This window comes from Pseudomonas sp. N2-3-1-14, assembly GCF_041228395.1.
Taxonomy (GTDB): Bacteria; Pseudomonadota; Gammaproteobacteria; order Pseudomonadales; family Pseudomonadaceae; genus Aquipseudomonas.
Window position 1 is genome coordinate 4,879,709 of the sequence record NZ_CP166199.1, and the last position, 25,470, is coordinate 4,905,178.

The 25,470-nt window shown below is 59.2% G+C and carries 24 protein-coding genes and 3 pseudogenes; 20 read left to right on the plus strand and 7 right to left on the minus strand.

The annotated features are described in order from the left end of the window. Positions 1 to 304: 304 nt before the first annotated feature. From AB5I78_RS22520 to AB5I78_RS22535, 4 genes are all read left to right on the plus strand, one after another. Positions 305 to 574: a DUF2790 domain-containing protein gene (locus AB5I78_RS22520; RefSeq protein ID WP_145159385.1), complete on the plus strand. Its 270-nt coding sequence runs from the start codon at positions 305 to 307 to the stop codon at positions 572 to 574. Positions 575 to 1,151: 577 nt separating this feature from the next. Next, the gene (locus tag AB5I78_RS22525) at positions 1,152 to 2,402 is read left to right on the plus strand and encodes a ribonucleotide-diphosphate reductase subunit beta (RefSeq protein ID WP_032879817.1); all 1,251 of its coding nucleotides are present in this window, start codon (positions 1,152 to 1,154) and stop codon (positions 2,400 to 2,402) included. Between the two features lie 174 nt (positions 2,403 to 2,576). Next, positions 2,577 to 3,290: an HNH endonuclease gene (locus tag AB5I78_RS22530; protein WP_370003729.1), complete on the plus strand. Its 714-nt coding sequence runs from the start codon at positions 2,577 to 2,579 to the stop codon at positions 3,288 to 3,290. 72 nt (positions 3,291 to 3,362) lie between these two features. Then, on the plus strand, positions 3,363 to 4,007 hold the full coding sequence (locus AB5I78_RS22535) for an HAD-IB family hydrolase (protein WP_370003731.1): 645 nt from the start codon (positions 3,363 to 3,365) through the stop codon (positions 4,005 to 4,007). Between the two features lie 236 nt (positions 4,008 to 4,243). On the opposite strand, the gene AB5I78_RS22540 is transcribed toward AB5I78_RS22535, so the two are convergent. Then, positions 4,244 to 5,203: a LysR family transcriptional regulator gene (locus tag AB5I78_RS22540; RefSeq protein ID WP_370003734.1), complete on the minus strand. Its 960-nt coding sequence runs from the start codon at positions 5,201 to 5,203 to the stop codon at positions 4,244 to 4,246. Between the two features lie 228 nt (positions 5,204 to 5,431). Between AB5I78_RS22540 and argH the strand changes: the two genes are divergently transcribed. The 7 genes and pseudogenes from argH (at position 5,432) to AB5I78_RS22575 (ending at position 12,395) form a co-directional block, all read left to right on the plus strand. After that, on the plus strand, positions 5,432 to 6,859 hold the full coding sequence (argH, locus tag AB5I78_RS22545; protein WP_370003737.1) for an argininosuccinate lyase: 1,428 nt from the start codon (positions 5,432 to 5,434) through the stop codon (positions 6,857 to 6,859). Between the two features lie 106 nt (positions 6,860 to 6,965). Continuing rightward, entirely contained in the window at positions 6,966 to 7,844 is an 879-nt protein-coding gene (locus AB5I78_RS22550) for an amino acid ABC transporter permease (RefSeq protein ID WP_017134649.1), read from the plus strand. A gap of 24 nt (positions 7,845 to 7,868) precedes the next feature. Then, positions 7,869 to 8,633, plus strand: coding sequence for an amino acid ABC transporter ATP-binding protein (locus AB5I78_RS22555; RefSeq protein ID WP_119741579.1), 765 nt, complete (start codon positions 7,869 to 7,871; stop codon positions 8,631 to 8,633). Between the two features lie 25 nt (positions 8,634 to 8,658). Then, positions 8,659 to 9,480 (plus strand): ABC transporter substrate-binding protein, encoded by an 822-nt coding sequence (locus AB5I78_RS22560; RefSeq protein ID WP_145159393.1) that lies wholly within the window; start codon positions 8,659 to 8,661, stop codon positions 9,478 to 9,480. A 147-nt stretch (positions 9,481 to 9,627) separates the two neighbouring features. Then, positions 9,628 to 10,803 (plus strand): MFS transporter, encoded by a 1,176-nt coding sequence (locus tag AB5I78_RS22565; protein ID WP_370003740.1) that lies wholly within the window; start codon positions 9,628 to 9,630, stop codon positions 10,801 to 10,803. Between the two features lie 158 nt (positions 10,804 to 10,961). Next, positions 10,962 to 11,908: pseudogene (locus AB5I78_RS22570) on the plus strand (hypothetical protein). A 107-nt stretch (positions 11,909 to 12,015) separates the two neighbouring features. Then, positions 12,016 to 12,395, plus strand: a pseudogene (locus AB5I78_RS22575) (multiprotein-bridging factor 1 family protein). On the opposite strand, the gene AB5I78_RS22580 reads toward AB5I78_RS22575, so the two are convergent. Both AB5I78_RS22580 and AB5I78_RS22585 read right to left on the minus strand, forming a co-directional pair. Continuing rightward, the gene (locus tag AB5I78_RS22580) at positions 12,325 to 12,882 is read right to left on the minus strand and encodes an AAA family ATPase (protein ID WP_370003743.1); all 558 of its coding nucleotides are present in this window, start codon (positions 12,880 to 12,882) and stop codon (positions 12,325 to 12,327) included. The pseudogene AB5I78_RS22575 and the gene AB5I78_RS22580 sit on opposite strands and share 71 nt — an antisense overlap. A 38-nt stretch (positions 12,883 to 12,920) precedes the next feature. After that, positions 12,921 to 13,853, minus strand: a complete 933-nt coding sequence (locus tag AB5I78_RS22585) for a GlxA family transcriptional regulator (RefSeq protein WP_370003745.1) — start codon at positions 13,851 to 13,853, stop codon at positions 12,921 to 12,923. 114 nt (positions 13,854 to 13,967) lie between these two features. Between AB5I78_RS22585 and AB5I78_RS22590 the strand changes: the two genes are divergently transcribed. After that, positions 13,968 to 14,759 carry an SDR family NAD(P)-dependent oxidoreductase gene (locus AB5I78_RS22590; RefSeq protein WP_370003748.1) on the plus strand — a complete coding sequence of 264 codons (792 nt, stop codon included), beginning with the start codon at positions 13,968 to 13,970 and terminating at the stop codon, positions 14,757 to 14,759. A gap of 24 nt (positions 14,760 to 14,783) precedes the next feature. On the opposite strand, the gene AB5I78_RS22595 is transcribed toward AB5I78_RS22590, so the two are convergent. Then, on the minus strand, positions 14,784 to 15,458 hold the full coding sequence (locus AB5I78_RS22595) for a hypothetical protein (RefSeq protein ID WP_370003751.1): 675 nt from the start codon (positions 15,456 to 15,458) through the stop codon (positions 14,784 to 14,786). 167 nt (positions 15,459 to 15,625) lie between these two features. Next, positions 15,626 to 16,684 carry an MBL fold metallo-hydrolase gene (locus AB5I78_RS22600; protein WP_370003753.1) on the minus strand — a complete coding sequence of 353 codons (1,059 nt, stop codon included), beginning with the start codon at positions 16,682 to 16,684 and terminating at the stop codon, positions 15,626 to 15,628. Between the two features lie 122 nt (positions 16,685 to 16,806). Between AB5I78_RS22600 and AB5I78_RS22605 the strand changes: the two genes are divergently transcribed. From AB5I78_RS22605 to AB5I78_RS22620, 4 genes are all read left to right on the plus strand, one after another. Continuing rightward, on the plus strand, positions 16,807 to 17,433 hold the full coding sequence (locus AB5I78_RS22605) for a TetR/AcrR family transcriptional regulator (RefSeq protein WP_242196235.1): 627 nt from the start codon (positions 16,807 to 16,809) through the stop codon (positions 17,431 to 17,433). A 190-nt stretch (positions 17,434 to 17,623) separates the two neighbouring features. After that, the gene (locus AB5I78_RS22610; protein ID WP_370003757.1) at positions 17,624 to 18,682 is read left to right on the plus strand and encodes a diguanylate cyclase; all 1,059 of its coding nucleotides are present in this window, start codon (positions 17,624 to 17,626) and stop codon (positions 18,680 to 18,682) included. A gap of 264 nt (positions 18,683 to 18,946) precedes the next feature. After that, positions 18,947 to 20,266: a methyl-accepting chemotaxis protein gene (locus AB5I78_RS22615; protein WP_370004801.1), complete on the plus strand. Its 1,320-nt coding sequence runs from the start codon at positions 18,947 to 18,949 to the stop codon at positions 20,264 to 20,266. Positions 20,267 to 20,342: 76 nt separating this feature from the next. Beyond that, on the plus strand, positions 20,343 to 20,861 hold the full coding sequence (locus AB5I78_RS22620) for a DUF1003 domain-containing protein (protein WP_119741558.1): 519 nt from the start codon (positions 20,343 to 20,345) through the stop codon (positions 20,859 to 20,861). Positions 20,862 to 21,137: 276 nt separating this feature from the next. Here AB5I78_RS22620 and AB5I78_RS22625 read toward each other — a convergent pair whose 3' ends face one another. Beyond that, complete coding sequence (locus tag AB5I78_RS22625; protein WP_370003760.1) at positions 21,138 to 22,016, minus strand: LysR family transcriptional regulator; 879 nt, start codon at positions 22,014 to 22,016, stop codon at positions 21,138 to 21,140. 80 nt (positions 22,017 to 22,096) lie between these two features. On the opposite strand from AB5I78_RS22625, the gene AB5I78_RS22630 reads away from it, so the two are divergent. Then, positions 22,097 to 22,804, plus strand: coding sequence for a CTP synthase (locus tag AB5I78_RS22630; protein WP_370003763.1), 708 nt, complete (start codon positions 22,097 to 22,099; stop codon positions 22,802 to 22,804). Beyond that, positions 22,801 to 23,121, plus strand: coding sequence for an antibiotic biosynthesis monooxygenase (locus AB5I78_RS22635; protein ID WP_370003765.1), 321 nt, complete (start codon positions 22,801 to 22,803; stop codon positions 23,119 to 23,121). The genes AB5I78_RS22630 and AB5I78_RS22635 overlap by 4 nt, the downstream gene beginning before the upstream one ends. A 132-nt stretch (positions 23,122 to 23,253) precedes the next feature. Here the strand turns inward: AB5I78_RS22635 and AB5I78_RS22640 are convergent. Further along, positions 23,254 to 23,576: pseudogene (locus AB5I78_RS22640) on the minus strand (DUF2025 family protein). A gap of 232 nt (positions 23,577 to 23,808) precedes the next feature. Here AB5I78_RS22640 and AB5I78_RS22645 point away from each other — a divergent pair. Together AB5I78_RS22645 and AB5I78_RS22650 are read left to right on the plus strand one after the other, a co-directional pair. Continuing rightward, positions 23,809 to 24,936 carry a glycerophosphodiester phosphodiesterase gene (locus AB5I78_RS22645; RefSeq protein WP_106576086.1) on the plus strand — a complete coding sequence of 376 codons (1,128 nt, stop codon included), beginning with the start codon at positions 23,809 to 23,811 and terminating at the stop codon, positions 24,934 to 24,936. A gap of 101 nt (positions 24,937 to 25,037) precedes the next feature. Continuing rightward, positions 25,038 to 25,343: a PepSY domain-containing protein gene (locus AB5I78_RS22650; RefSeq protein WP_145159425.1), complete on the plus strand. Its 306-nt coding sequence runs from the start codon at positions 25,038 to 25,040 to the stop codon at positions 25,341 to 25,343. The last annotated feature ends 127 nt before the right edge of the window (positions 25,344 to 25,470 follow it).

A 25,470-nucleotide genomic window follows, 5' to 3' on the forward strand; every position in this document is an offset into this window, starting at 1 on the left:
CTACAAATTGCCCCGCCATGCCCATTTACGGCTCTGGCCCGCGCCCTGCGTGGCTTTCCGGCTGGATGAAAAAACCTTTATCAGGGGATTGTTACAAAAACCGCCAATAGTGTTTATCAAAAGCACGGGTATATGAATATAACTCGCAAGCCTAAAATCAACTCCGCCAACAAGGCACAGTGATTAACAACGTAACAGCCCCCACGAAGGCAACGTTAATCCGAACTTCCCAACTCTTAAGTTACACACGCGGCCTCATAAGGGCCCCGTGACCCCTTTCGCCCTGAAGAAGGTAAGTAAAGAAATGAAAGCTCTCGTAGTTATGGCCCTCAGCAGCTTGTGCGCCACCGCCGCCCTGGCCGATGAGGCCCCGACCGAGCTGGCCGGCCAGAACGCCCCGATCGTTGAGGATTACACCTACAGCACTCACCTGGATGTTGCCAAAGTATTGTCCATGAGCACTGTTCCGGAAGTATGCCAAGTGGTACCGGTACAAATGGAATATGAAGACTCACACGGTCAACGTCATATTCTTAATTACCAAGTTATGGGCAACGGTTGTTCTAACGGGTAACAGGTTATTGAGTCAGGTTTAAACCGGATCTTGGTCGCCGCAAGTAATCGTTCTTGCGGCCAAGAACCTATTTCGAACCCACTATGAAACAAATGTGGGAGCTGGCTTGCCTGCGATGGCAATTTCAGCCTTACCCACCTCCCAAAGCCCGCCACCTACCCGCCTCTGCTGCCCCCACAAAACCTATCCCACCGCCCGTCAAAAAATTCCTGTCCCGGCAAAGCCTTGCAAACACGCGTCTTGGCCGAAAACCAAGCTATTTTGGCGCTCAATCGTGACCATCCGCCGCAACACAAAGCCGAATTTTTCCCTATAATGCGCGGGTAAATCGGGCCTGCAATATCCCTTTACACTGGGATGAAGAGCCAGACCTTGAGCCTGCGCTGGAGCATGCACCTGTCGCTCCGCCCCTCAAGCCTCACGCAGAACACCCGTTACCCAATTCCGTTTAATGCCTGCGCGAGCTGTTGCAACAAACGATTCCTTAAGATCCACCGCGGCCTCTGGGCCGTGTGAACACCCAACCATCCGGTTTCACACGGGCACCTTTGAGCCCTCACGCAGGAGACGACACGTCATGCTGAGCTGGGACGAATTCGACAAAGAAGAAGAAGGCGAAGTAGCCGCTAAAGGCGCCAACGCCGGCCACGCCACCGAAGCCAACATGGACCGCCTCGACGGTGCCGGCGCTGCCGCCGCCATCGAAGCCCGCGCCGTCACCGCCAGTGACTCCGCCGCCATCGTGCGCGCCAAGGCTGCCCTGGACAAACTCGACGTCGCCGAAGGCCTCGCTGAGCTGGAAGGCTCCGCCGCCCGCGTCGCCGTCGACGAAAAGCGCATGATCAACTGCCGCGCCGACCTCAACCAACTCGTGCCCTTCAAGTACGACTGGGCCTGGCAAAAGTACCTCGACGGCTGCGCCAACCACTGGATGCCGCAAGAGGTCAACATGACCGCCGACATCGCCCTGTGGAAAAACCCCGAAGGCCTGACCGACGACGAGCGCCGCATCGTCATGCGCAACCTCGGTTTCTTCTCCACCGCCGACTCCCTGGTTGCCAACAACCTAGTCCTGGCCGTGTACCGCCTGATTACCAACCCGGAGTGCCGCCAGTACATCCTGCGCCAAGCCTTCGAAGAAGCGATCCACACCCACGCGTATCAGTACTGCATCGAATCGCTGGCCATGGATGAAGGCGAGATCTTCAACATGTACCACGAGATCCCATCGGTCGCCAAAAAGGCCGCCTGGGGCCTGAAGTACACCCGCTCGATCTCCGATCCGAAGTTCGAAACCGGCACCGTCGAGACCGACAAAGAACTGCTGCGCAACCTGGTCGCTTACTACTGCGTGCTGGAAGGCATCTTCTTCTACTGCGGCTTCACCCAGATCCTGTCCATGGGCCGTCGCAACAAAATGACCGGCGTGGCCGAGCAGTTCCAGTACATCCTGCGCGATGAGTCGATGCACCTGAACTTCGGTATCGATGTGATCAACCAGATCAAAATCGAAAACCCGCATTTGTGGGATGCCGAGATGAAGGAAGAAGCGACCCAGATGATCCTGCAAGGGACTCAACTGGAAATTGAATATGCGCGCGACACCATGCCTCGCGGCGTGTTGGGCATGAATGCGGCGATGATGGAGGACTACCTCAAGTTCATCGCGAACCGTCGTCTGTCGCAGATTGGGTTGAAGGAAGAGTATCCAGGGACGACTAACCCGTTCCCGTGGATGAGCGAGATTATGGACTTGAAGAAAGAGAAGAATTTCTTCGAAACCCGCGTGATCGAGTACCAGACCGGCGGCGCGCTGAGCTGGGATTAATTCCTAAGTCGGCAACATCAAGAAGCCCTGACATGTTCAGGGCTTTTTTATGCTCCGTGATCTGAATATTTCCAAATTCAGAGACGGTCAAATCCCACCAGACTGTAGGAAATTTCGTAGACGCAATAATGGCTACTCAGTATCGTCCGAGGGTTTTCTACCCTCGGCGGCTGTATGGATATTACGAAAGAAAAAACGGACTGGAACGACGCTGAGCTGACAGCGGCGGTAGAGGCGTACTTGAAGATGTTGGCCTGGGAAAAGAGCGGCCAACCTTTCAACAAAGCACTCGAAAACCGCCTTCTGCGTGACGGCCCGGTAGCGGGCCGTGCGAAGGGTTCTATTGAGTTTCGCATGCAAAATATCTCTACCGTGCTCGTCCGTATGGGCTGGGACCGCATCGAGGGCTATAAGCCCGCCAAAAATGTGGGCTCAGGCGTAGAGCAACGCATCCGCAATGCACTGGCCGCAAAGGGCGTGTTCGAATCAGAAGATGCTGCCCAAACGGCAGACGAACAAACGCTGATCCGCCGCGCATCCAAACTGCAGCAACAACCCTTCCATAAGCTACCCGACGGCATAGCCCAGCCACAGAAGGTATCGACCGTCAGCACCGCCTTTGTCCGCGACCCAAAGGTACGCGCCTGGGTACTAAAAGAAGCCAACGGCATCTGCGAAGGCTGCGGTTCAAACGCACCTTTCGAGGTCGACGGCCAGCCATTTCTTGAAGTACATCACGTCAAGCACCTCGCCCAGAAGGGTTCGGATCGCACGACCAATGCTGTAGCCTTGTGCCCCAATTGCCATCAGCGTTGCCACCGGTCGAGTGACCGGGAGGCTTTCACCGAGGGGCTTTACGCCAAGATCGGAAGATTGGCACGGGAGTAAACTCCTGCTGTCACACCTGATGCACGCTTAATAAACACTAGATAGGACCGAGGCCAACCCGTGAACCCAGACATGCTCGAAGCCGGCCCAATGGACGCCAAAGTACTTTCCGTCTTTGACTTCGACGGCACCCTGACCCATCACGACAGTTTCGTGCCCTTCCTCAAGTTTGCCTTTGGCACCGGTGAGTTCTACGGCCGGATGGTCAAGCTGGCGGTGCCGGGGCTGCGTTTTTTGCTGCGGCAGATCAGTCGGGATGAGTTGAAGGCGCAGTTGATCCGCACCTTTATGACGGGGGTGGAGAAGGCGTGGGTGCAGCAGAAGGCTGAGGAGTATTGCCAGAAGAATTGGGCGCGGTTGATGCGCCCGGCTGGGATCCTTTCGGTGGAACAGGAGTTGGGCTCGGGGGCGGTGGTGACGCTGTGTTCGGCGTCGCCGGCATTGGTGCTGCAGCCGTTTGCAAATCGGCTGGGGATCAAGTTGATTGGCACTGAGCTTGAGGTGGTCGACGGGGTGTTGACGGGCAAGCTCACGGGGAATAATTGCCGCTGTGAGAATAAGGTGCTGCGGCTTGAGGCGGTGTATGGGGATTTGGGCGATTATCGGCTCAGGGCCTGGGGCGATACCCGCGGGGATCGGGAGTTGTTGGCGGCGGCGCAGGATGCGCATTTTCGGCATTTTCATTCGAAGAAAAAGCAGGGCAAGTTGCAGCGGTGATGCGGGTGGATGGGGTCGGCGGGTGGACCGAGGTGATCCCATCGCTGCCTCGCTGGGCTCGAGAGCTCCCACATTTTGATCGGTGCAGGCCAGACAGCGCACTAGCATGGGGTGCTGGGGGTCGATACAAATAGCGGGGTCGGCAGCCGACCGAGTCGATCCCTTCGCTGCCTCGCTGGGGCTCGAGAGCTCCCACATTTGGGCTTTGTTGGCCTGTTGATCGGTGCTCGGCAGGGTTATGTTGCGGCTTTGAGGTCTACGCCCAGGGCTGTGGCGAAGGCTTTTACCATTGGGCTGCGCGGGGCGTTGTGGCGCAGGATCAGGTTGAAGGCGGTGCTTAGGTGAACCTGCTCCGGGCACAGTGCGCGCAGGCGCCCTTCCCTGACCAGTGGCGTGGCGTAGTGTTCGGGCAGGAAGCCTAAGAAGCGGCCGGTGAGGATCAGGATGGAGACGGCTTCAACCTGTGAGGCCGAGGCGGACTGGCTGTCGTAGGTGACGAAGTTGGCTTTGTCGCGATGGATTGCATACCGGTGGTTGACCACTTCGTATTGGCGCAGCACGTCTGGCGTAATGTCGCTCGCGTTGAACAGTGGGTGTCCTACGGCGCAGTAGGCGTGGGCTTTTTCTTCGTACAACGGGAAGTAGTCGAACTCTTCGCGGCGTTGGTAAACCGGCACGATGCCGACGATCAGCCGCCCTTCCACCACGCCGCGCTCAACTTCGTCCAGTTGCGAGGCATGTAGGCGCAATCTAATTTTTGGCGATTCGCTGTGTAATTTCCCTAATGCGGTAATTAGCGGCGAATTAACGTCGGAGACGGTGTTATCAATAACGCCCACACTTAGGTCGCCGATCAGTTCATTTTGCGCCGAACTAAGCTTGTCTCTGAAACTGTCCACCGAGGTAAATAACTCGATGGAAGCCTGATACACCAACTTGCCTTCTTCGGTCAGGCCAAAGCCTTCCCGGCCCCTTGTACACAGGCGCATGCCGATGCGAATTTCAAGGTCGGAGATCTGTTTGCTGATGGCCGCCAGGCCCACGTTCAGCTCGTTTTGCGCGGCGCTGAAGCCGCCTGCTTCGACCACCGCCATGAACACGCGCAGCAATTTGAAATCCAGCCCGCTCAGTTGCAGGGGCGGTCGTGTGCCGGGTTTTGGCGGCATGTTTCCAGAAGTGGAAAGTGGGGTTTCCATAATACGCGTTGACCTCAAGTGCCATATTCAACAGGCTTCAACCCAATCCTTGAACATAGCCAGGCGGCGATAATGGCCGTAAACATCCGCCCTTGGCAACCTTGAATATAGCGGGTTGAACAGCACACAGAGGCTGATTTAACACCCGTAAAAACCTGACACTACGATCAGGTCTTTTTAGTTTTTTACTGTCTCCGACTCTTCTAAAAACAAGCGTGAGGAATACCGATGTCCCAGCCCACCGACCGCCTTTGGGGTGCTCGTTTCAAGACCGGCCCGTCTGCTGCATTGGCCGCGTTGTCGCGTTGCCCTGAGCGCTATTTTCGCCTGACGCCCTACGACCTGGCCGGCTCCCGTGCCCATGCCCGGGAGTTGCAACGCGCCGGTTTGCTGGATGACTCCGAGACCCTGCGCACCCTCGAAGCCCTGGACCGTATCGGTGAGGACTTCGCCGCCGGGCGCCTGCATCCAACCCTGGATGACGAGGACGTGCACACCTTCATCGAACGCGTATTGACCGAGCGCCTGGGCGCCTTGGGCGGCAAGTTGCGCGCCGGGCGTTCGCGTAACGATCAGACCGCCAATGATCTGCGCCTTTTCCTACGCGACCATGCGCGCATCATCACCACTGAGGTGTTGGGTTTGCAGCAGGCGTTGGTGGAGCAGGCTGAGCAGCATGTCGAAAGCATCTGCCCGGGCTTCACGCACTTGCAGCAGGCGCAACCGATTGTGTTTGCCCATCACTTGTTGGCGCACGCGCAGTCGATGTTGCGCGATGTGCAGCGCCTGGTGGATTGGGATGCGCGCACCGCGTTGTCACCGTTGGGTGCTGCGGCCATGGCAGGCTCGGCGATTGCGCGCCAGCCAGAGCATTCGGCCAAGGAAATGGGCTACACCGGGCCGTGCGAAAACTCGATCGACGCCGTCGCCAGCCGTGACCATGTGGCGGAGTTCCTGTTTGTGGCGGGCATGCTCGGGGTGAATATTTCGCGGCTGTCGGAGGAGTTTTGCCTGTGGTCGTCGCGCCAGTTTCGCTGGGTGGTGCTGGACGATGCCTACGCCACCGGCAGCTCGATCATGCCGCAGAAAAAGAACCCGGACATTGCCGAACTGGCGCGGGGCAAGGCCGGGCGCTTGATTGGCAACCTGACCGGGTTGATGTCGACGCTCAAGTCGTTGCCGCTGTCGTACAACCGCGATTTGAGTGAAGACAAGCACAGTGTGTTGGACAGTGTGGACACCTTGTTGCTGGTGCTGCCAGCGATGGCCGGGATGGTTGCGACGATGAAGGTGCAAGTTGAAGAGCTGCGGCGTCAGGCGCCGATGGGCTTCACCTTGGCGACTGAGGTGGCGGATTGGTTGGCCACGCGCGGTGTGCCGTTCAAGGAGGCGCATGAGATTACCGGCGCCTTGGTGCAAGCCTGTGAGAAACACGAGATTGAGTTGTGGGAAGCCTCACCGGCGATGTTGGCAGAGGTGGATGCCCGGCTGCTGCCGGAGGTGCGGGACTGCTTGACCCTGGAAGCTGCGATTGCGGCGCGCAGTGGTTGGGGTGGGACGGCGCCGGAGCGGGTTCGGGAACAGATTGAGCGGTTGAAGACTGCCTTGGCTGAGCAGCAGACATGGGCTGAGAGTTATCAGGGGTTTCGGATTTAAACCTAGGCCTTTGTGGTGAGTTTGCTGGCGTTTTCGCAGGCAAGCCAGCTCCCACATTTGAACCGTGTTTTAACAGTTGGATCGAGTACAGCAGTGGAGTAGCACCATGAACCAAACCCCGGCAGAGCGCTTGGAAGCTGAGCGCAAGTTGTCCGAGAACCAGTTCGATATCACGCAGTACGAGCACGTACCGCGTCGTTATTACGGGCGGATGTTTTTTGCCACGTTGATCGTGATCGCATTGGCCGCGTTGTTGCGCGCCTTTGCCAATGGCCAGATCGAATGGTCCTACATCGGGCAGTTCCTGACGTCTGAGGCCATTCTGTGGGGCCTGGTGAACACCATCGTCATGTCGATTCTGGCAATGGCGCTGGGCGTGGTCATCGGCGTGATCACGGCGATCATGCGCATGTCGGCCAACCCGATCCTGCGCTACGTGGCCATCACTTACACCTGGCTGTTTCGCGGTACGCCGCTGATTCTGCAGCTGTTGCTGTGGTTCAACCTGGCGCTGATTTTCCCGGTGATCGCCATACCCGGCCTGTTCAGCATCGACACCGTCGACCTGATGACGCCATTCGTGGCCGCGCTGCTCGGCCTCAGCATCAACCAGGGCGCCTACACCGCCGAAGTGGTGCGCGCCGGCTTGCTGTCGGTCGACACTGGCCAGTACGAAGCCGCCAAGTCCATCGGCATGCCAAGCCTGCAAGCGCTGCGTAGGGTGATTCTGCCGCAGGCGATGCGAGTGATCATTCCGCCTGTAGGCAACGAGTTCATCAGCATGGTGAAAATGACCAGCCTGGCCAGCGTGATCCAGTATTCGGAGCTGCTGCACAACGCGCAAAACATCTACTACGCCAACGCCCGCGTCATGGAGCTGCTGATTGTGGCCGGCATCTGGTACCTGGCGGTGGTGACTGTTCTTTCATTTGGTCAAAGCCGCCTCGAGCGTCGTTTTGCCCGCGGCGCCGGCAAGCGTTCGTAAGTCTGGGTTGAGGAGATTTGCCCCATGAGAAGCATCGTCAAGGCCGTCAACCTGAACAAGTATTACGACGAGTATCACGCGCTGCGCGACATCAATATCGAGGTCGAGCAAGGCGAAGTCATGTGCATCATCGGCCCGTCCGGCTCGGGTAAAAGCACGTTGCTGCGCTGCGTCAACCAGCTGGAAAAGATCGACAAGGGTGGCCTGTGGGTCGACGGCGAACTGGTCGGTTACCGCGTCGTCGGCAACAAGCTGCACGAGATGAATGAATCGCAGATTGCCCGCCAGCGCCTGGCGACCGGCATGGTGTTCCAGCGCTTCAATCTGTTCCCGCACATGACCGTGTTGCAAAACATCATCGAAGGCCCGGTGCAGGTGCTCAAGCGCTCGCCCAAGGAAGCCATCGAAGACGCGCTGGAATTGCTGGCCCGCGTCGGCCTGGCGGACAAGCGCAATGCCTACCCGGTGGAATTGTCCGGCGGCCAGCAACAGCGTGTGGCCATTGCCCGCGCGCTGGCGATGCGCCCCAAGTTGATGTTGTTTGACGAGCCCACGTCAGCCCTCGACCCGGAGCTTGTAGGCGAAGTGCTGTCGGTGATGCGCGATTTGGCCACCACCGGCATGACCATGATCGTGGTCACCCATGAGTTGGGCTTCGCCCGCGAAGTCTCCAACCGCATGGTGTTTATGGACGCCGGCCAGATTGTGGAAGCCGGCAGCCCTGAAGAAATTCTAATAAGCCCACAAAACCCGCGTACCCAAAGCTTTATTTCTGCCGTTCGCACTTAACTAAAAAACTAACGAGAACGCCCCCATGAAAAAATTGTTTATCCCAACGTTGCTCGCAGGCCTGATGGCCTCCTCGTGTGTATTCGCGGCATTGCCGGCGGCAATCAAGGACAAGGGTGAGATCAGCGCGGCCATCGTGCCGAACTACCCGCCGATGGATTTCAAGGACACCGCCACCAACAAACTCACCGGCCTTGACTTCGACCTGGGCAACGCCCTGGCCGAGCGCCTGGGCGTGAAGATCAAGTGGCAGGAGACCGGCTTCGAGCAGATGCTCAGCGGCCTGACCACCAAGCGCGTCGACATCGTACTGTCAGGCATGAGTGACACCGCCGAGCGCCAGAAGGCCGTGACCTTCATCGACTACTTCACCAGCGGCCCGCAGCTGTACACCCTGGCCAAGCGTGAAGACCTCAAGGAATTGACTGACCTGTGCGGTAAAAAAGTCGGCACCAGTCGCCGTACCACCTGGCCGTCGGAAATTGCCGCGTGGAGCAAGGAAAACTGCGAAGCGGCGGGTAAGCCAGCGGTCGTGGTGATCGGCACTGAAGGCTCTGCGGATGCGCGTGCGCAGTTGCAGCAGAACCGTTTGGACGCGGCGATGCAGGGCAGCGAGACGATTCCTTATTTGATGTCGCTGGACAAGGGCAAGTACAAGCCGGTGGGCCTGGCGATTTCCAAGCAGTTCACGGGGCTGGGGATTGAGAAGAGCAACACCGAGCTGGTCACGGCGATCAGTGAGGCGTTGCAGGGCATGATTGATGATGGGACGTACGGCAAGATCCTGAAGAAGTGGGATCTGGAACAGGGTGCGGTTGAAAAAATCAGCATCAATGCCGGGCAGTAACTTGATCTAAATGTGGGAGCGGGCTTGCTCGCGAATGCGGTGGATCAGTCGGTAAATTTGTCACTGACACATCGCATTCGCGAGCAAGCCCGCTCCCACATTTGAATTGTGTTGTATTGGAAAAATAATAAGGACATCCGCCCCACCGTGGCCACCTACTCCCTGGTAATCCGCCGCCTGATGATCTGCTCGGTGACCATCGTCGTCAGCCGCGCCATGACCAGTCCGCTGCTGGCCCTTTGGCTGAGCACGCGCCTGGGCCTCAACCAGCAGGACATCGGCTTGCTGATGGGCATCGCCGTGTTCATCGCCACGTTGCTCGGCCTCTATGGCGGCTACGTCATTGACCGCCTGGAAAAGCGCAAGCTGTTGATCCTGGCCATGCTTTCCAGCGCCATCGGATTTTTGTTGCTGACCTTTGCCAGCAACCTCTACCTCACCACCCTGACCCTGGTGATTACTGAAGCCGCGTCGGCACTGTTCCTGATCGGCTCCAAGGCCATCATCAGCGAAAACCTGCCGGTGGGCGACCGCGCCAAAGTATTTTCCCTGCGCTACACCCTGACCAACGTCGGCTATGCCACCGGCCCGATGGTGGGCGTGGTGATCGCCGGGCAGATCCCCTGGGCGCCGTTCCTGATCGCCAGTGCCATCGCCTTGGGCAGTGTGTTCCTGATGATCGGCATTGCGCCGACCCAGCTCGACAACAGCAACAAACCCCTGAGTTTTCTCACGACCCTGCGCACGCTACGCAGCGACCGCACGCTGATCCTGTTCACCAGCGGCAGCCTGTTGAGCACCATAGTCCACGGGCGCTATACGCTTTATCTGTCACAGTTTCTGCTGGTGGCCTACAAGCCCGCCGAGGCGCTGAAGATTCTGTCGGCGGTGCTGGCCTGCAACGCCATCACCGTGATTTTGATGCAGTACCAGATCGGCCGCTTTCTCAAACGTGAACAGCTGCGCTACTGGATTGTGCTGGGCACGTTGTTGTTCATTGTCGGGCTGATCGGTTTCAGTCTGGCGGACAGCCTGGTGACCTGGTGCCTGGCGATGTTCGTGTTCACCTTGGGCGAGATGATCATTTACCCCTCGGAATTCCTGTTCATCGACACCATCGCCCCGGATGCGCTGCGCGGCAGTTATTACGGTGCGCAAAACCTGGCGGCGTTTGGCGGGGCGATGAGCCCGGTCATTTGCGGATACCTGCTGATCAATGCGGCGCCGGTCAGCATGTTCTATGCCCTCGGCGCATTGACCGCATTAGGCGGCACCTTGTGTTTCCTGAGTGGACGGCGTGTAGCCGGTACACCGCCTATCTAATGTGGGAGCTGGCTTGCCTGCGATAACGGTGGGCCAGCTTGCCTATCCGTAACCTGACACACCGCTTTCGCAGGCAAGCCAGCTCCCACATTTTTTGCTCTGCGTAGCGGCTTCTATTTGCGTAATATCCAGCCACTCATCTCACGGACCCGAGCCCCATGAAATTCGACACGGCCTACAGCCTGAGTCTCGATGACAAACTGTCGATCTACGACGTACGAGACCTGAATTTCGACGAAACCAGCCCTTTCGACTCCGACAAGGACAGCTTCCTGTGCCCCAACGACGAATGCCGCGCGTCGTTCGATGCGGGCAATGCGCTCAGCACCTTCAACGCAAAAAACGTGAACTATCAGCGCATACCGCACTTCAAGAACAAGGCCAGTACCCAGCACATTGACGGCTGCCGCTACGCCAGCACGCACAAGACTGCGACCGGCGAAACCGATGACGAGCGCGAGGATAATTTCCCATCGGAATGGGTACTGACGCGACGCCAGTACGAGCGCAAGCCTGCCGTGACCGGCTCCGAAGCCGGCATCCCACACGACCCCACGAAGGTTGCGTCTGCTCGTAGCGGTTCGTCCCACAGCGCCAGCGACTCTACCCCAGACAAAACCAGCGTGTTCGCCCACCCGGTGGAATGCTATGTGTCGAATATCGACGATAAAGACAAGCTTAAGAGCATGCCGCTGAAGATCGGCGATCACACGGCAACCTACTGGACGTTTTTCAAGAAGATCGAGTACCTGCAGGACAACAACGGCCTGATCTACTGGGCAAAATCAAGCAGATCAAGGACTACACCGCCAGCTTTCGCATCGATTTCGAAAAGAAAGTGTGGCTCGACAAGAAGCCCTACTCGGTCAACGTCTACCTGAGCAAAAAACTCATCGAAAACTACCGCAAGCGCACGGCGTTCCTGGAACAGATCAAGGCGGCGGCAGACAGTAAAAAGGCGCTGTACTGCTTCTTTTATGGGGTCACGCCGCAATTGAAACAGGTGCCAAGCAAGAAAAACCCCGAGCAGACATTCGGGGTTTTCAGCGCGAATATCGAGAACCTGGATCACTTGATCATTCGAGAAGCGCCGGGCGTGGAATAAAGCGCGACTGAAACGCCATTAAAAAAATCCAGTTGATGAGCGGTCAAAACAACTGTACAAAAACACAGTATAGTTTGCCTTCCCCCGTCGAACCTGGAGAACCCCCCATGTCCTCTCTGGCAATGAGCTCTTTCGTAGAACAGCAGATCGTCCTGCACCAATTCACCGCCAAGCACAGCGTGCAGGCCCGCGCGATGCTCGGTTGGAGCCGAGAAGAACTGGCCCGACAAACCGGGCTGGCGGTTGAAACGGTGCAACGCTTTGAAAGCCAGGGCGATGTAGATGATGAAACCCGCCTGGTATTGGCCTTTCGGCTGGAAGCCGAGGGGCTGGTGTTTTTCCCGGGTTTGCGCCGGGTTGGGGCATGAGTGCGCGCAAGTTCGACAAGGCCCCGGCCGAGCCCGCGGCACAAGGCATCATTTCGCGCTTGATGGGCTCAACAGCGGCATCAATTGATTCACCAGCGCCTCAACCGAATGGTGCGTAGCGTCCAGCCGGATCACCGGGCAGGTCAGTGGCTTCAGCCAGCTTTCATGCCGACGCAGGCTTCGTAGGCTGTGGTTACCATCATCGTAACGAGCAGCCCAGGCGAGAAACGCGACGCTGTTTTCATGGCGGCTGCCGCCCTCCAGAATCCGGTCACCATAGCGCTGCTCTTCGCGCAGCCGCAGGCGGTGCAGGCGAACCTGCGGGTCTACACGCAGGAACACCACATGGGTGAACTGCGGGATCATGGCATCGCCCCATCCGCACACTGAGCCGGACAGCACCCAGCCTTCGAGGCCGGCACTTTGTTCCTGTAACAGACGCGTGCGTTCATCCCGTAACCGAGCGACGGTGAACGGTTCCGGAGTTTGCTGCCAGAAGAAGTCGTCGGAGTCGAAATAAACCACATCCAAGCGTTCGGCCAAGGCTTTGCCCAAGGTCGTAGTGCCTGCGCCTGCAGCGCCGAGGATGTGAATTTTATAGCGCATGACTTGCCCCCTTAACTTGAGTGTAAGCCGTTGGGGCATCAGGCCTGCAATTGCAGCGCGCGGCGCATCATTTGTGGCGGCTGGCCGAAGGCACGCAGGAAGGCGCGACGCATGCGCTCCGGGTCACCGAAACCGGTGTCGCGGGCAATGATGTCGATGGGGTGGTCGCCGGATTCAAGCATCAGGCGCGCCGCTTCAATGCGCAGGCGTTCGATCGCCTTGGCCGGGGTGTGGCCGGTTTCGCTGCGAAACAGACGGCTGAACTGGCGCGGACTAAGGTGCGCGACGTCGGCCAGCCGTTCAACCGAAAGCTCTTCCTGCAAATGCTGGCGGGCGTAGACCAGGGCGGTTTGCACGCGGTCGGACTTGGGATCGATGTCCAGCAGTGCGGAAAATTGCGACTGGCCACCCGCGCGGCGATGGTAGATCACCAACTTGCGCGCAACCTCGCGGGACACCTCTGCACCCAGGTCGTTTTCGACAAGTGCCAGGGCCAGGTCGAGGCAGGCGGTCATGCCGGCAGAAGTCCAGAGTGGACCGTCGACAGTGAAGATGCGGTCTTCTTCAAGCCTCACAGTGGGATACGCCTGACGAAAGGCGCGGGCGTGGTACCAGTGAGTGGTTGCCTTGCGGCCTTCCAGCAGCCCGGCCGCCGCCAGGTGGAAAGAGCCGGTGCAGGCAGAAGTCACACGACGCGACTTCACCACTGCGTGCTGCAAGTAGCTGAGCAGGCCAGGCGTGGCGTCGAGCACTTCGTTATCGCCCACTACCAACACCGTGTCGTACGGACCAAAGGGCACCGTATCAATGGCAAAACCCATGGAGCTTTTGACCGGCCCGCCCTCCTCGGATACCAGGTCTACCCGATAGAACGGCTGTTCCACTTCCAGATTGGCGAATTCAAACACCGTACTGGTGCTCAGGCTGAGCATCTGAAAACCCGGAAACAGCAAAATACCGACAGACACCATGGCCAAACCTCATGTCTCTAAAGGAGGGATATACGACATTGCAGCCATGACATTACACCCATAATCTTGGTTGCAACAAGGCCCTCCTTCCTTGGCCCTCCTGGAGCAACTGCAATGACTCAATCCAAAGGTTATGCGCTGATCACCGGCGCTTCTTCGGGCATTGGCGCCACCTACGCCGATCGTCTGGCTCGCCAGGGTTACGATCTGATATTGGTTGCGCGTAACCAGCACCGACTGGAGCGGCTGGCGACTCAGCTCAACGCCGATACCCAACGGGATATCCAAGTGGTGGTGGCCGACCTGAACCTGCCGGCCGATCTGGCCCGTATCGAACAGATCCTGCACGACGACAGCCGCATCAGCCTGTTGGTGAACAACGCCGGCATCGGTGCCACCGCGCCCTTGCTCGACAGCGATGCGGACAAGATGGAGGCAATGATCCTGCTCAATGTGCTGGCCCTGACCCGCCTGGCCAAAGCCGCAGCAACCAACTTTGCTGCCCAGGGTCGCGGCACCCTGATCAACATCGGCTCGATCGTGGCGGTCGCACCCAAGTTGCTGAATGGTGTTTACGGGGGCACCAAAGCGTTTGTGCAAGCGTTTTCCGAATCACTCGAGCATGAGCTGAGCGACAAGGGTGTACGGGTTCAAGTGGTGTTGCCCGGTGCCACCGCCACCGAGTTCTGGGACGTTGCCGGCCTGCCGGTGAGCAACCTGCCCGAGACAATGGTCATGACCGCGCAAAACCTGGTGGACGCCGCATTGGCAGGGCTCGCACAAGGTGAGAAGGTCACCATCCCGTCACTGCCTGACAGCCTGGATTGGGACGCTTACGAAACCGCGCGCCTGGCCTTGGGGCCAAACCTGTCACACAGCAGCCCGGCCCCACGTTACGGCGTGTAGTCAGCGAATGGACTAAAGCCCAGGTCAGTGGCCGCCTGGGCCGCCGGCGCTGATCTGTCGATAGGCACGCAGCAACGCGTGCAAAGCATCGCGAGACCCTCGAGCGCCATAAAACCAAAGCTTCGTGCCCTCTGCCAACGGCTCGCAAACGGCGGGATACCCGATTATGCACGCACTATGAAACGCCGCACATTGATCGTCAGACACCAAGGCATCAAGACGATGCCTGGTCACCAGATCGTCGATTTCACGCGTCTGCAAAGAGAAGTGAAGGCAGTGGCCTGCACGTCGTGCATCTACCGGTACCAATTGCGCACCGGCCTGTTGCAGGACGTCGAACGCTCGGCGCAAGGCTGCGCTGTGTTCAATGGCTTCGTAATGGGCCCCGTGCACATACCGGTCAGCGAACCCGATGCGCCACCCTGCGAGCACCTTGGCAGCGGTAAAGGTGCTGTTATTGCGTACCAGAGGCACTTCAACCATCACAGGCCCTGTGGGCTCGATACCACTCAAGGCGACGAGTGACAGCGCAGGGTCCCGCTCGGGTTTTAGCAGCGGGGCCACGGCGTTGTAACCGGGAATGAGTGCGAAGCCCTTTGGAGGGTCAGCGCTGAAGACGATACCGCCCAGGCTGGCTTTATCGGTGTGGGCCTGGGCCGGCGCAGCGTTCGCGCCGCCCGCTTCACCCGCTTCAGGCAAGGAAGGCCCAAGCCGACAAGGCAGGCCCAGCCGCCAATGCTCCCTACAGTTTTTTTCCATCAGAACCTGCACCCCGACAATGACCGTGCGGGATCATCGCACTCTCATCGAAGGGTTGTCGCAGGGCTGAAATACCCTGAAAACTCATTTTCCTACGGCCCCAAACTTCAGCCCGTAGCGTGCTCTTTCGCACCTTGCGTTTCCACGTCCAACCACCACGCATGCCCACGCTCAGGCTGGTTCAGATTGAACGCTTGCCCCATCGCCGGCGTGGTAATCGAAACGTTGCGCTCCCAGGCCAGGGCCATGATGCGGTCGAACGGCTCGTGCCAGGCATGGAACGCCAGGTCGAACGTGCCGTTGTGAATCGGCAGCAACCAACGGCCTTTAAGGTCGATATGCGCCTGCAAGGTTTGCTCCGGCTGCATGTGCACATGGGGCCAGTCGACGTTGTAAGCACCTGTTTCCATCAGCGTGAGATCAAACGGGCCGTATTGTTCGCCGATGCGTTTGAAACCGTCGAAATAACCCGTGTCGCCACTGAAAAACACCCGCCGCGCACCGTCGATCATCACCCAGGAACACCACAGGGTCTGGTTGCCGTCAAACAGACCGCGGCCGGAAAAGTGCTGGGCCGGCGTGGCGATAAAGCGAATGCCATCGACCTCGGTGCCTTGCCACCAATCCAGTTGCCTGACTTTGCTGGCGTCCACACCCCATTTCACCAGGGTGTCGCCCACACCCAGTGGGGCGAGAAAGTAGCGGGTTTTGTCGGCCAGCTGGACCACGGCCTTATGGTCCAGGTGGTCATAGTGATTGTGCGAAAGAATCACCGCTTCCAGCGGCGGCAAGTCTTCAAGGCTGATGGGCGGCTGATGGAAGCGCTTGGGCCCGGCCCAACTGAACGGTGAGGCACGCTCGGCAAACACCGGGTCGGTGAGCCAGAACTTACCGCGCATTTTCAGCAACACGGTGGAATGCCCCAGACGGAACACGCTGTGATCGGGAGCGGCCAACAGCTGCTCGCGTGTCAGCGGTTGCACCGGGATCTTGCCCACAGGGCGCGTGCTGCGCGGCTTGTTGAAAAGCATGTTCCAGAAAATCCGCAACGTCTTGCCAAAGCCACCGTGCTGCACTGGGGCATCGTTGGTGAAATGCCCTTGCTCCTGCTCGGCAGGCTTGAGTGCTTCAGGCGAAGGGTCGAGACGGCTTGAAATCGTGGCCATTACAGAGTGACTCCTGGGGTCCGCTCATAAATTACACTGCACAGTGTAGTTTCTACATTGCAACAAAACCCGGAGCAAGTAAACTACCGAGTGTAATTTCATCCAAGAGCCGAACGCATTCCATGACTGCTCCCCAACGCCTCACCGACCGCAAACGCGAAGCCATCGTGGCAGCGGCCATCACCGAGTTTCGGGCTAACGGGTTCGAGGTCACCAGCATGGACAAAATCGCCGCCACCGCCGGTGTCTCCAAGCGCACGGTCTACAACCACTTTCCCAGCAAAGAAGAGTTGTTTGCAGAAATCCTGCACCAGTTGTGGGCCAGCAGTGTCGCCCAACTGGACGCCAGCTACGCCAGTGACCGCCCCCTGCGCGAGCAATTGCGCGGTTTGCTGCAGGCGAAGATGCAGATGATGTCGGACGCCAACTTCCTCGACCTGGCCCGCGTCGCGATCGCCGCCACCATTCATTCGCCAGAACGCGCGCAAGACATGGTCAACCGCTTGAGCAAGCGCGAGGAAGGCTTCACCCAGTGGGTACGCGCGGCCCAGGAAGATGGCCGCCTGGCCTGCACCGACCCGGCCTTTGCGGCCCATCAGATCCAGAGCCTGCTCAAGGCGTTCGCCTTCTGGCCGCAAATTACGCTGGGCCAACCTACTCTGGACGCTGCCAGCCAGGCCAGCGTTATCGAATCGGCCATCGACCTGTTCCTGGCCGGCTACGAAGTCAGCCCTGCCCCTTCGCAATAAAGCCTGTTGCATGAGCGACATTCCAGGTCGTTTTTAGCGCATTCACCCGGTGTGCTACGCAAATGGCTTGGAAGGACACTGATTATTCCCACGCGAATAACTGACAATATTCACACCTATTATCCGATCAACGGTTCCCGCCGCTGACGCACGCTGTCGCATCTGCAAAAAAGAGCTGACCCGGAACACTATGGAAAACAGACGAGGCAAAGGGCTGTCATTTGCCAGGCGTATCTACAAGCCAAGGATTATCGGCCTGGGTATCGGTTGTATCAGCGTTATCGGCGCCCTTTACCCGTTGGCGATGCCGGGCTGGGTATGGGCCTTGCTGATATTCAACGGTTATGCCTGGGCCCATGTGGCGTACCAGCTCTCCACGCGCTCGCAATTTCCCTATCAGGCCGAACAACGCAACTTGCTCTATGACTCGCTGCTCGGCGGTTTCTGGGCGGCGGCCACGCAATTCACACCGCTGACGACCGTGACCATCCTGTCGATGATGACCATGAACAACGTCGCGGCCGGGGGCAAGCGCCTGTTTCTGCGCGGGCTGGTGGCACAGGCGGGCGGTATCGGCGTGGCGTGGGCGCTGTTGGGGATCAAGTTCAATCCCAACGTCAGCCTTGCCCAGGTGTATACCTGCCTGCCGATGCTGACGCTTTATCCGATGGCGATCGGCATGGTCTGCTATCAGTTGGCAATCAAACTCTCGGAACACAAACGCGCCCTCAGCGCCCTCAGCCGTGTCGACAGCCTCACCGGCCTGCTCAATCATGGCTCATGGAAAGACCTACTCAATCTCAAGTTCCACAAATGCCAGCAGCAACACAGCCACGCCACCATTGCCTTGATCGATATCGACCATTTCAAACAGATCAACGACACCTATGGCCATATCGTCGGTGATCAGGTGTTGCGCCAGTTGAGTCAGGAGTTGCGTCAACACCTGAGGGAAAACGACTTGGCCGGCCGTTACGGCGGCGATGAGTTCTGTGTGATTCTTCCGCAAATGTCACTGGAAGAAGCTGCGCTGGTCATGGAACACATGCGAGAAACTTTTAGTAACTATCGCAATTCGCAGATCCCGGAGTTGCGCGTGAGCCTGAGCATTGGTCTGGCAGACTTCCAACCCGTCTTCAGCGATGCGGCAATGTGGCTCAACGCCGCGGATCGCGCGCTCTATGTCGCCAAGGACTCCGGTCGCAACCGGGTGAATGTCAGCCACTACGTCGTCGCCCACTCCGCTTAAGTCGTCCTACGACACCTCGTCTGAATTCTCTTCAGACACACTGCCGCAGAAGCATAATGCCACCATTGGTCGCCTACTCAATGACGTTCCCGCCCTGAAGGCGAACTTCTTGGCCGGCCGATCACTCTGAACCCGTTGTTCAACCCCCCTCTGTCGGCACAAGGAAGCTGACAATGAGCAAGTCAACCGTAAGGCCTGGTGCCGTACGGGGGCAGGCGCATATTCATGGATACCTCTGACGCGTGCTTCCCCGAGCTCTCGAACATGCTATTCAACGCCCACAAAAAAACCATCAGCACCCTGCAACACACCAATGCTCAACAAGCCAGCTTGCTGGATGCCATCGAGCGCTCCATGGCGGTGATCGAATTCGATCTGCAAGGCACCGTCCTGCGGGCCAATGAGAATTTCCTCAAGACCATGAGCTACCGCGCCGAACAGATCGCGGGCCAGCCCCACCGGATGTTCTGCACCCCCGCGTTCACGCGCAGTGCCGAGTACAATCAGTTGTGGACGCAACTGCGTAATGGCCAATTTCAGTCGGGCACCTTTGAGCGCGTCGGCGGCGACGGCCAATCGGTATGGCTGGAAGCCAGCTACAACCCGGTGCGCGATCACACGGGCCAGGTCATCAAAGTGGTGAAATACGCCATGGACGTCACCCCGCGTCTGGAGGCCGAAAGCGAAGCCAACGCCAAGTTGGGGGCCATCGACCGGGCCATGGCGGTGATCGAATTCAACCTCGACGGCACCATCATTACCGCCAATGCAAATTTCCTGCAGCGCATGGGCTACAGCCTGGCGCAGATTCAGGGCAAGCATCACCGCCTGTTCTGCAAGCCGGACCTGGCCAACAGCTCGACGTACAGTGAGTTCTGGAAGCGCTTGAACCAGGGCGAACTGTTCAACGGCCAGTTTGAACGCATCGACAAAAACGGCCAGACGGTGTGGCTGGAGGCCAACTACAACCCGGTGTACGACGCCAGCGGGCGCCTGTGCAAAGTGGTGAAGTTCGCCTCCGACATCACCGCCAGAGTGCAACAGCATGCCGCCGACGCCGCCAGCGCTGCCCAGGCTTATCACATCTCGCTGAGCACTCGGGATATCGCCGAAAAGGGCGCTGATGTGATCCAGCAAACCGCCAGCGGCATGCGCGAAATTGCTGCCGACATCGATGGCTCCTCGCAACTGATCGCCAAACTGGGCGAGCGTTCGCAGCAGATAACGGCCATCGTCAACACCATCCGCGGCATCGCCGACCAGACCAACCTGCTGGCCCTCAACGCCGCCATCGAAGCGGCGCGCGCTGGCGAACAAGGCCGTGGTTTTGCCGTGGTGGCCGATGAAGTGCGGCAACTGGCGGCACGTACCAGCGGCTCGACGGCGGAAATTTCCAGCATGATCGCGATGATCCAGGAGGAAACCCGCCAAGCCATCGACAGCATGGAAGGGACACGCGACCGCGCCGCTCAAGGTGTGGAGTTGGCCAACCAGGCCGGCACGGTAATCCTGCAGATTCGCGAAGGCACGGGCGAGGCTGTGCAGGCGGTGAGCGCGTTTGCCAATGAGCGGGGCAACAACTGACCTGATCTTCATGTGTCTGGCCGGGGGCTGGGTCTATAGTGCTGACTAGTCTCTACGCCAAGGATTCGAGCCCGCCATGACCCCAGACAAGCCAGAAGCTGCCCCCGTCGATCACCTGCGTTTCCACCGAGGCCACGCCCACTTGGCGCCGACCTTCGGCAACGACACCTTTGCGCTCAAGGCCGAAGCGTTCGCGCGCTTCTTTGGTACGCCCACCTTTCTCGGCGCGCAAACCGCGATCGTGATCTTGTGGGTAGTGCTGAACATGACCGGCATCACCCACTTTGACGTGTACCCGTTCATCCTGCTCAACCTGGCCTTCAGCCTGCAATCGGCCTATGCCGCGCCGCTGATCCTGCTGGCCCAGACACGCCAGGCTGCCCGCGACAAAGCCCAGTCCGACGCCGATGCCCAGCACCGCGAAGCGCTGGCCATTGCCAACACCGAGCGCCAGGCCCAAGCCGAACAAACCACCAAGCAGTTGCTGGAACTGCTGGAGCAGAACACCCGCCTGACGGAAATGACCAAGCAACTGACCGAGCGTATCGAGACCCTGACCTGCGAGATGCATGAGCAGTTCATGCGCAAACCCTGAGGGCGAAGCCGTTGGCTTAGTTATGGCGCGCGCAATTGTTGTGGCGAGCGCGGCTTGTTGTGGCGAGCGGGCTTGCCCCGCGTTGGGCTGCGCAGCAGCCCCAAAACCTGACACTGCGGTTTACCTGAAGAATCGCGTTGGCCTGTCTGGGGCCGCTTCGCGCCCCAACGCGGGGCAAGCCCGCTCGCCACAGAAACCCGCTTACCACAACAAGCCCCGCTTGCCACAACAAGCCCTACTTGCCACAACAAGCCCGCCAGTCACAAAAGGCGCCGTTCATGGCAACCGCACATGCCGCCCCAGCTCATCAAACAACGTGACCACCGAACGCAACGCCCTGCAATCCGGACGTGTCAGCAGCCACAATGCGGTGTTCCGCCCGGCCAACGCCGGCCCCAGTGGTTGCAAACCATCGCCCAAGAGAAAATCCGGCAGCGCCGCCACGCCCAGGCCCGCGCGTACCAACTCGGTGACCGACAACATGCCGTTGCAGCGATAGCTGGGACGCACGCCCGGCAAATGCTCGCGGCGCCAGGCGACGGTGGGGTGATCAGGCAAGAAGTCGTCCGGGGCGATCCACGGCAGCTCAGCCAACTCGCGGCCTGCGTGCTGGCGCGCAAAATCGGCACTGGCACACACTTGATAGGCGACCGTGCCCAGGCATCGACCGACAAGGTGCTCCGGCGGCGTCTTGGTCAGGCGCAGGGCAATGTCCGCATCGCGGCGGCTGAGGTTGGCGAAATCATTCGATGTGCTCAACTCCAGGGTCAGCGCCGGGTATTCGGGCATGAACCGCGCCAGCGCCGGCAGCAGCAAACCTTGCAGCACTGAGTCGGTACAGGTCAGGCGCACGGTGCCGCTGATCACTTCGCCGCCCTGCTCCACGCCAATGCGCGCCGCCTCCAACGCCTGTTCTGCGTGCTCGGCCTGCTGCGCCAGGTTGCTGGCCAAACTGGTGGGCAGGTAACCGGCACGGCTTTTTTCAAACAGGGTCTGGCCCAAGGCGGCCTCCAGCCGACGCACCGCACGGAACACCGTGGACACATCCACCCGCAACAGCGCCGCCGCCCGCGCCAAGGTGCCGCCGCGTACCAGGGCGAGGATCAGCGAGAGGTCGGGATAGTCGATTTGATAGTGCGTGGCTGCATTGAGCATGTGGGCGAACGCCAATTTTGATTGCGTGAGCGCCAATCTATAGTGGGCACCAGCACACAACAAGCCATGGGACGTACACGATGAAAGCCAGCACCTTGCACCTTGCCCTGATCGGCGACTACAACCCCGACGTCACCGCGCACCAGGCCATCCCCGTGGCGCTGCAACAGGCGGCCGACGCCTTGAACCTGAACGTTCACGTGCAATGGCTCGACACGGACTCGATCACGCCCACCACTCAATTGCATATGTTCGACGGCTTCTGGTGTGTGCCCGCCAGCCCCTACCGCGACACCGACGGCGCACTGCGGGCGATCCGGTTTGCCCGCGAACACAAGCGCCCTTTCCTCGGCACGTGCGGCGGTTTTCAACATGCGGTGCTCGAATATGCCCGCAACGTGCTGGGTTGGGCGGATGCCGAACATGGCGAGCTGGCCCCGCACGCCAAGCGTGCGGTGATCACACCGCTCAGTTGCGCACTGGTAGAGGCCACGGACACCGTGCGCCTGGCGCCCTACACCCGCATCGCCGAGGCCTACGGCACGCTGGATATCCACGAGGGTTATCGCTGCCGGTACGGCATCAACCCCGAGTTCGCCAACGCACTGTTGGAAAGCGACCTGATTCCCAGCGGCCACGACTCGGCCGGCGATCTGCGCGCCATCGAATTGCTCGACCATCCATTTTTTGTCGCCACGCTGTTCCAACCGGAACGTGCCGCGCTCAAGGACGTCACGCCACCCTTGGCGATCGCCCTGCTCAAGGCCTGTCTGGAGTGGTCACGATGATCGCCAACACACCCGCCACGCCCTACTACGCAGTGATTTTCAGCTCATTGCGCACCGAGGGCGATCAAGGCTACGGCCAGGCCGCCGCCCGCATGCTGGAACTGGCGCGTGAACAACCGGGGTTTCTGGGGGGGGAGTCGGCGCGCGAGGACGGCTTGGGCATCACCGTGTCCTACTGGGAAAGCGAGGCGGCGATCCTGGCCTGGAAGCAGCAGGCCGAGCATCGTGAAGTGCGCGAGCAGGGGCGCGCCACCTGGTATTCGGCGTTTCAAACACGCGTGTGCAAGGTGGAACGGGCCTACACCTTCCAGAAGTGAAATGCGTTCCCCTCTGGGAGCTGGCTTGCCTGCGATGGCATCAACTCGGTTTTACTCAGAGACCGCGTCGTCTGCATCGCAGGCAAGCCAGCTCCCACCTCTGATCTTCATTGCCTGCAAAACAACAGGCGCTTAGCTCACCAAACTGCGCAACGCACTGATCTGCGGGACTTCTACCGGCGCATGTACACGCGCAACGGCTCGGTGATGTTGATGCGGTCGTCGATGTTCTGGTCCAGCAGCAACTGCAGGCGTTCGCGCGACAGGGTCATGGCGTGGTCGGCGGCCGGCAGCCAGACAAATTCAGCAGTGGGAATGATGCCGTCATCGGCCACGTCCATGCCGAAGGCATCTTCGCTGAAACGCACGATGTACTGGCCGGTTTTGCGGTTCAGGCCGACAAAACCGTGGAGCTGGTCGGCGGCCTGGCAGATGAGTTCTGAAGTGATGCGCATGGTAAACCTCACTGAAAAGTCCCACTGGGACTGGAAAGATGGCTTACACGCGTGGCAGAAATTACGGCCCTCTGACGGGGCAGCTGCGGCCAAGAATACTGCAAGACAGCACAAAAAAACCCAGAAAAATGGCGCCTGAGCACCTTAATGTCGGTTTGGTGATAGCGCCTTTCGCAATCAATTGTTAAAAAGGACGCCTTCTCAAAGTTACCTCCACGAAAGGACTTCGCATATGCCTGTCACGTTTACCAAGAGCGCCTTGCTGCTCGCTCTGATGCTCGGCCTTGGCCAGGCACAGGCTGCCGACCCGATCAGCCCGGCTGAATTGGCAACAAACGAAGGCATTCCTTACCCGGCCGTCATTGCGCACCGTGGCGCTTCCTACGACGCTCCCGAATCCACCGCGGCGTCCTACAAGCTCGCGCGCGACCTGGGCGCCGACTACCTGGAAATGGACCTGCAGCGCAGTAAAGATGGCGTGCTGTTCGCCCTGCACGACAATAACCTGCAGCGCACCACCGACGTGGCCACCAAGTTCCCCGAGCGCAAAGACGCCCCGGCCAACGAGTTCACCTGGGCCGAGCTGCGCACCCTGGACGCTGGCAGCTGGTTCAACGCCGCCTACCCGGATCGCGCGCGCCCAGCGTTCGTCGGCCTGAAAATCCAGAGCCTGGACGAAATCATCAAGATCGCCGAAGGCAACCCGCAGCACAAACCCGGCCTGTACATCGAAACCAAAGAGCCCAAGCAATTTCCGGGCATCGAAGCCGACCTGAAAAACAAGCTGCTGGACAAGGGCTGGTTGAGCTCCGCCGGCTCCAAGCTGGGCAAGAGCAACACGGGCGTCGGCCAGGGCAAGGGCCGCGTCGTGCTGCAAACGTTTGAAAAAGACAGCTTGAAAGAGCTGCAGAAAGAAATGCCCAACACCCCGAAAATCCTGCTGTTGTGGGTCGGCCCTGGCAGCATCGAGCCAAAATCCGCGCAAACATTTGCCGAATCCGGCGAGACCACCAAAGCGGCCTACTACGCCAAGCAAGAGCCCAAAGACGCTGCCGAATTTGAAAAATGGGTCGACGAAGCCAAAAGCCTCGGCGCCATCGGCACCGGCCCATCGGCCGAGCTGACCAACCATGGCGACCAGAGCTACACCGACCTGGTGAAGCCGCAAATGAACAAGCTGACCCACGACAAAGGCTTGCTGGTGCACGTCTATACCGTCGATGAGCCCGTGGACTTCGAGAAAGTGATGGCCGCCGGCGTCGATGGCATCTTCACCAACCGCGCCGCCGAACTGCTGAAGTTCTACAAGCGCTGGCCGTCGTCGAGTGTGCAGGACCTGCTCAAGGACAACGGGTACTAACTAAGCGTCAGGCCGCAATAGGTGTCGGTTCGCCATTAAGGATGAATTAAGTTGCGCTGGTTAATCTGGCGCCACTTAAACAGCTCACCGAAGGACACACCATGAAAACCCTGACCGCCCTGTTTGCCGCTACCGCCATGACCCTGACTGCCGGCCTGGCCCAGGCGGATGTTCGCCCGGATCACATTGAAGGCCTGCTCAAATCCGGCGCAGTCATGCCGTTCGAAAAACTCAACGCCGCCGCCGTGGCCACTCACCCCGGCGCCAGCATCACCGACACCGAGCTGGACCACAAAAACGGTGTGCTGGTGTACGAAGTTGACGTGACCGACACCGCCGGCAAGCGCTTTGAAGTCAAGCTCGACGCCAAGACCGGCGCGGTGCTGGAAAACAAGCAAGACACTTGAGTCAACCGCCAAAAAAACCGCGCCACTTTTTAAGTGGCGCGGTTTTTTTATGCGTGCTGCAAAGCCAGAGGCAGGAAAAGTACCCACCTGGATAATGAAATTACACCTACAGCGCGCAAGGTCGCTA

What these genes read in the sequence shown, in the direction of transcription:
- AB5I78_RS22630 (WP_370003763.1), top strand. Translation starts at nt 22,097, where the DNA reads ATGAAAGCCAGCACCTTGCACCTTGCCCTGATCGGCGACTACAACCCC.
- AB5I78_RS22615 (WP_370004801.1), top strand. Translation starts at nt 18,947, where the DNA reads ATGCTATTCAACGCCCACAAAAAAACCATCAGCACCCTGCAACACACC.
- AB5I78_RS22520 (WP_145159385.1), top strand. Translation starts at nt 305, where the DNA reads ATGAAAGCTCTCGTAGTTATGGCCCTCAGCAGCTTGTGCGCCACCGCC.
- AB5I78_RS22535 (WP_370003731.1), top strand. Translation starts at nt 3,363, where the DNA reads ATGCTCGAAGCCGGCCCAATGGACGCCAAAGTACTTTCCGTCTTTGAC.
- AB5I78_RS22530 (WP_370003729.1), top strand. Translation starts at nt 2,577, where the DNA reads ATGGATATTACGAAAGAAAAAACGGACTGGAACGACGCTGAGCTGACA.
- AB5I78_RS22620 (WP_119741558.1), top strand. Translation starts at nt 20,343, where the DNA reads ATGACCCCAGACAAGCCAGAAGCTGCCCCCGTCGATCACCTGCGTTTC.
- AB5I78_RS22580 (WP_370003743.1), bottom strand. Translation starts at nt 12,882, where the DNA reads ATGCGCTATAAAATTCACATCCTCGGCGCTGCAGGCGCAGGCACTACG.
- AB5I78_RS22610 (WP_370003757.1), top strand. Translation starts at nt 17,624, where the DNA reads ATGGAAAACAGACGAGGCAAAGGGCTGTCATTTGCCAGGCGTATCTAC.
- AB5I78_RS22605 (WP_242196235.1), top strand. Translation starts at nt 16,807, where the DNA reads ATGACTGCTCCCCAACGCCTCACCGACCGCAAACGCGAAGCCATCGTG.
- AB5I78_RS22525 (WP_032879817.1), top strand. Translation starts at nt 1,152, where the DNA reads ATGCTGAGCTGGGACGAATTCGACAAAGAAGAAGAAGGCGAAGTAGCC.
- AB5I78_RS22560 (WP_145159393.1), top strand. Translation starts at nt 8,659, where the DNA reads ATGAAAAAATTGTTTATCCCAACGTTGCTCGCAGGCCTGATGGCCTCC.
- AB5I78_RS22600 (WP_370003753.1), bottom strand. Translation starts at nt 16,684, where the DNA reads ATGGCCACGATTTCAAGCCGTCTCGACCCTTCGCCTGAAGCACTCAAG.
- AB5I78_RS22585 (WP_370003745.1), bottom strand. Translation starts at nt 13,853, where the DNA reads ATGGTGTCTGTCGGTATTTTGCTGTTTCCGGGTTTTCAGATGCTCAGC.
- AB5I78_RS22645 (WP_106576086.1), top strand. Translation starts at nt 23,809, where the DNA reads ATGCCTGTCACGTTTACCAAGAGCGCCTTGCTGCTCGCTCTGATGCTC.
- AB5I78_RS22635 (WP_370003765.1), top strand. Translation starts at nt 22,801, where the DNA reads ATGATCGCCAACACACCCGCCACGCCCTACTACGCAGTGATTTTCAGC.
- AB5I78_RS22550 (WP_017134649.1), top strand. Translation starts at nt 6,966, where the DNA reads ATGAACCAAACCCCGGCAGAGCGCTTGGAAGCTGAGCGCAAGTTGTCC.
- AB5I78_RS22625 (WP_370003760.1), bottom strand. Translation starts at nt 22,016, where the DNA reads ATGCTCAATGCAGCCACGCACTATCAAATCGACTATCCCGACCTCTCG.
- AB5I78_RS22650 (WP_145159425.1), top strand. Translation starts at nt 25,038, where the DNA reads ATGAAAACCCTGACCGCCCTGTTTGCCGCTACCGCCATGACCCTGACT.
- AB5I78_RS22555 (WP_119741579.1), top strand. Translation starts at nt 7,869, where the DNA reads ATGAGAAGCATCGTCAAGGCCGTCAACCTGAACAAGTATTACGACGAG.
- AB5I78_RS22540 (WP_370003734.1), bottom strand. Translation starts at nt 5,203, where the DNA reads ATGGAAACCCCACTTTCCACTTCTGGAAACATGCCGCCAAAACCCGGC.
- argH (WP_370003737.1), top strand. Translation starts at nt 5,432, where the DNA reads ATGTCCCAGCCCACCGACCGCCTTTGGGGTGCTCGTTTCAAGACCGGC.
- AB5I78_RS22590 (WP_370003748.1), top strand. Translation starts at nt 13,968, where the DNA reads ATGACTCAATCCAAAGGTTATGCGCTGATCACCGGCGCTTCTTCGGGC.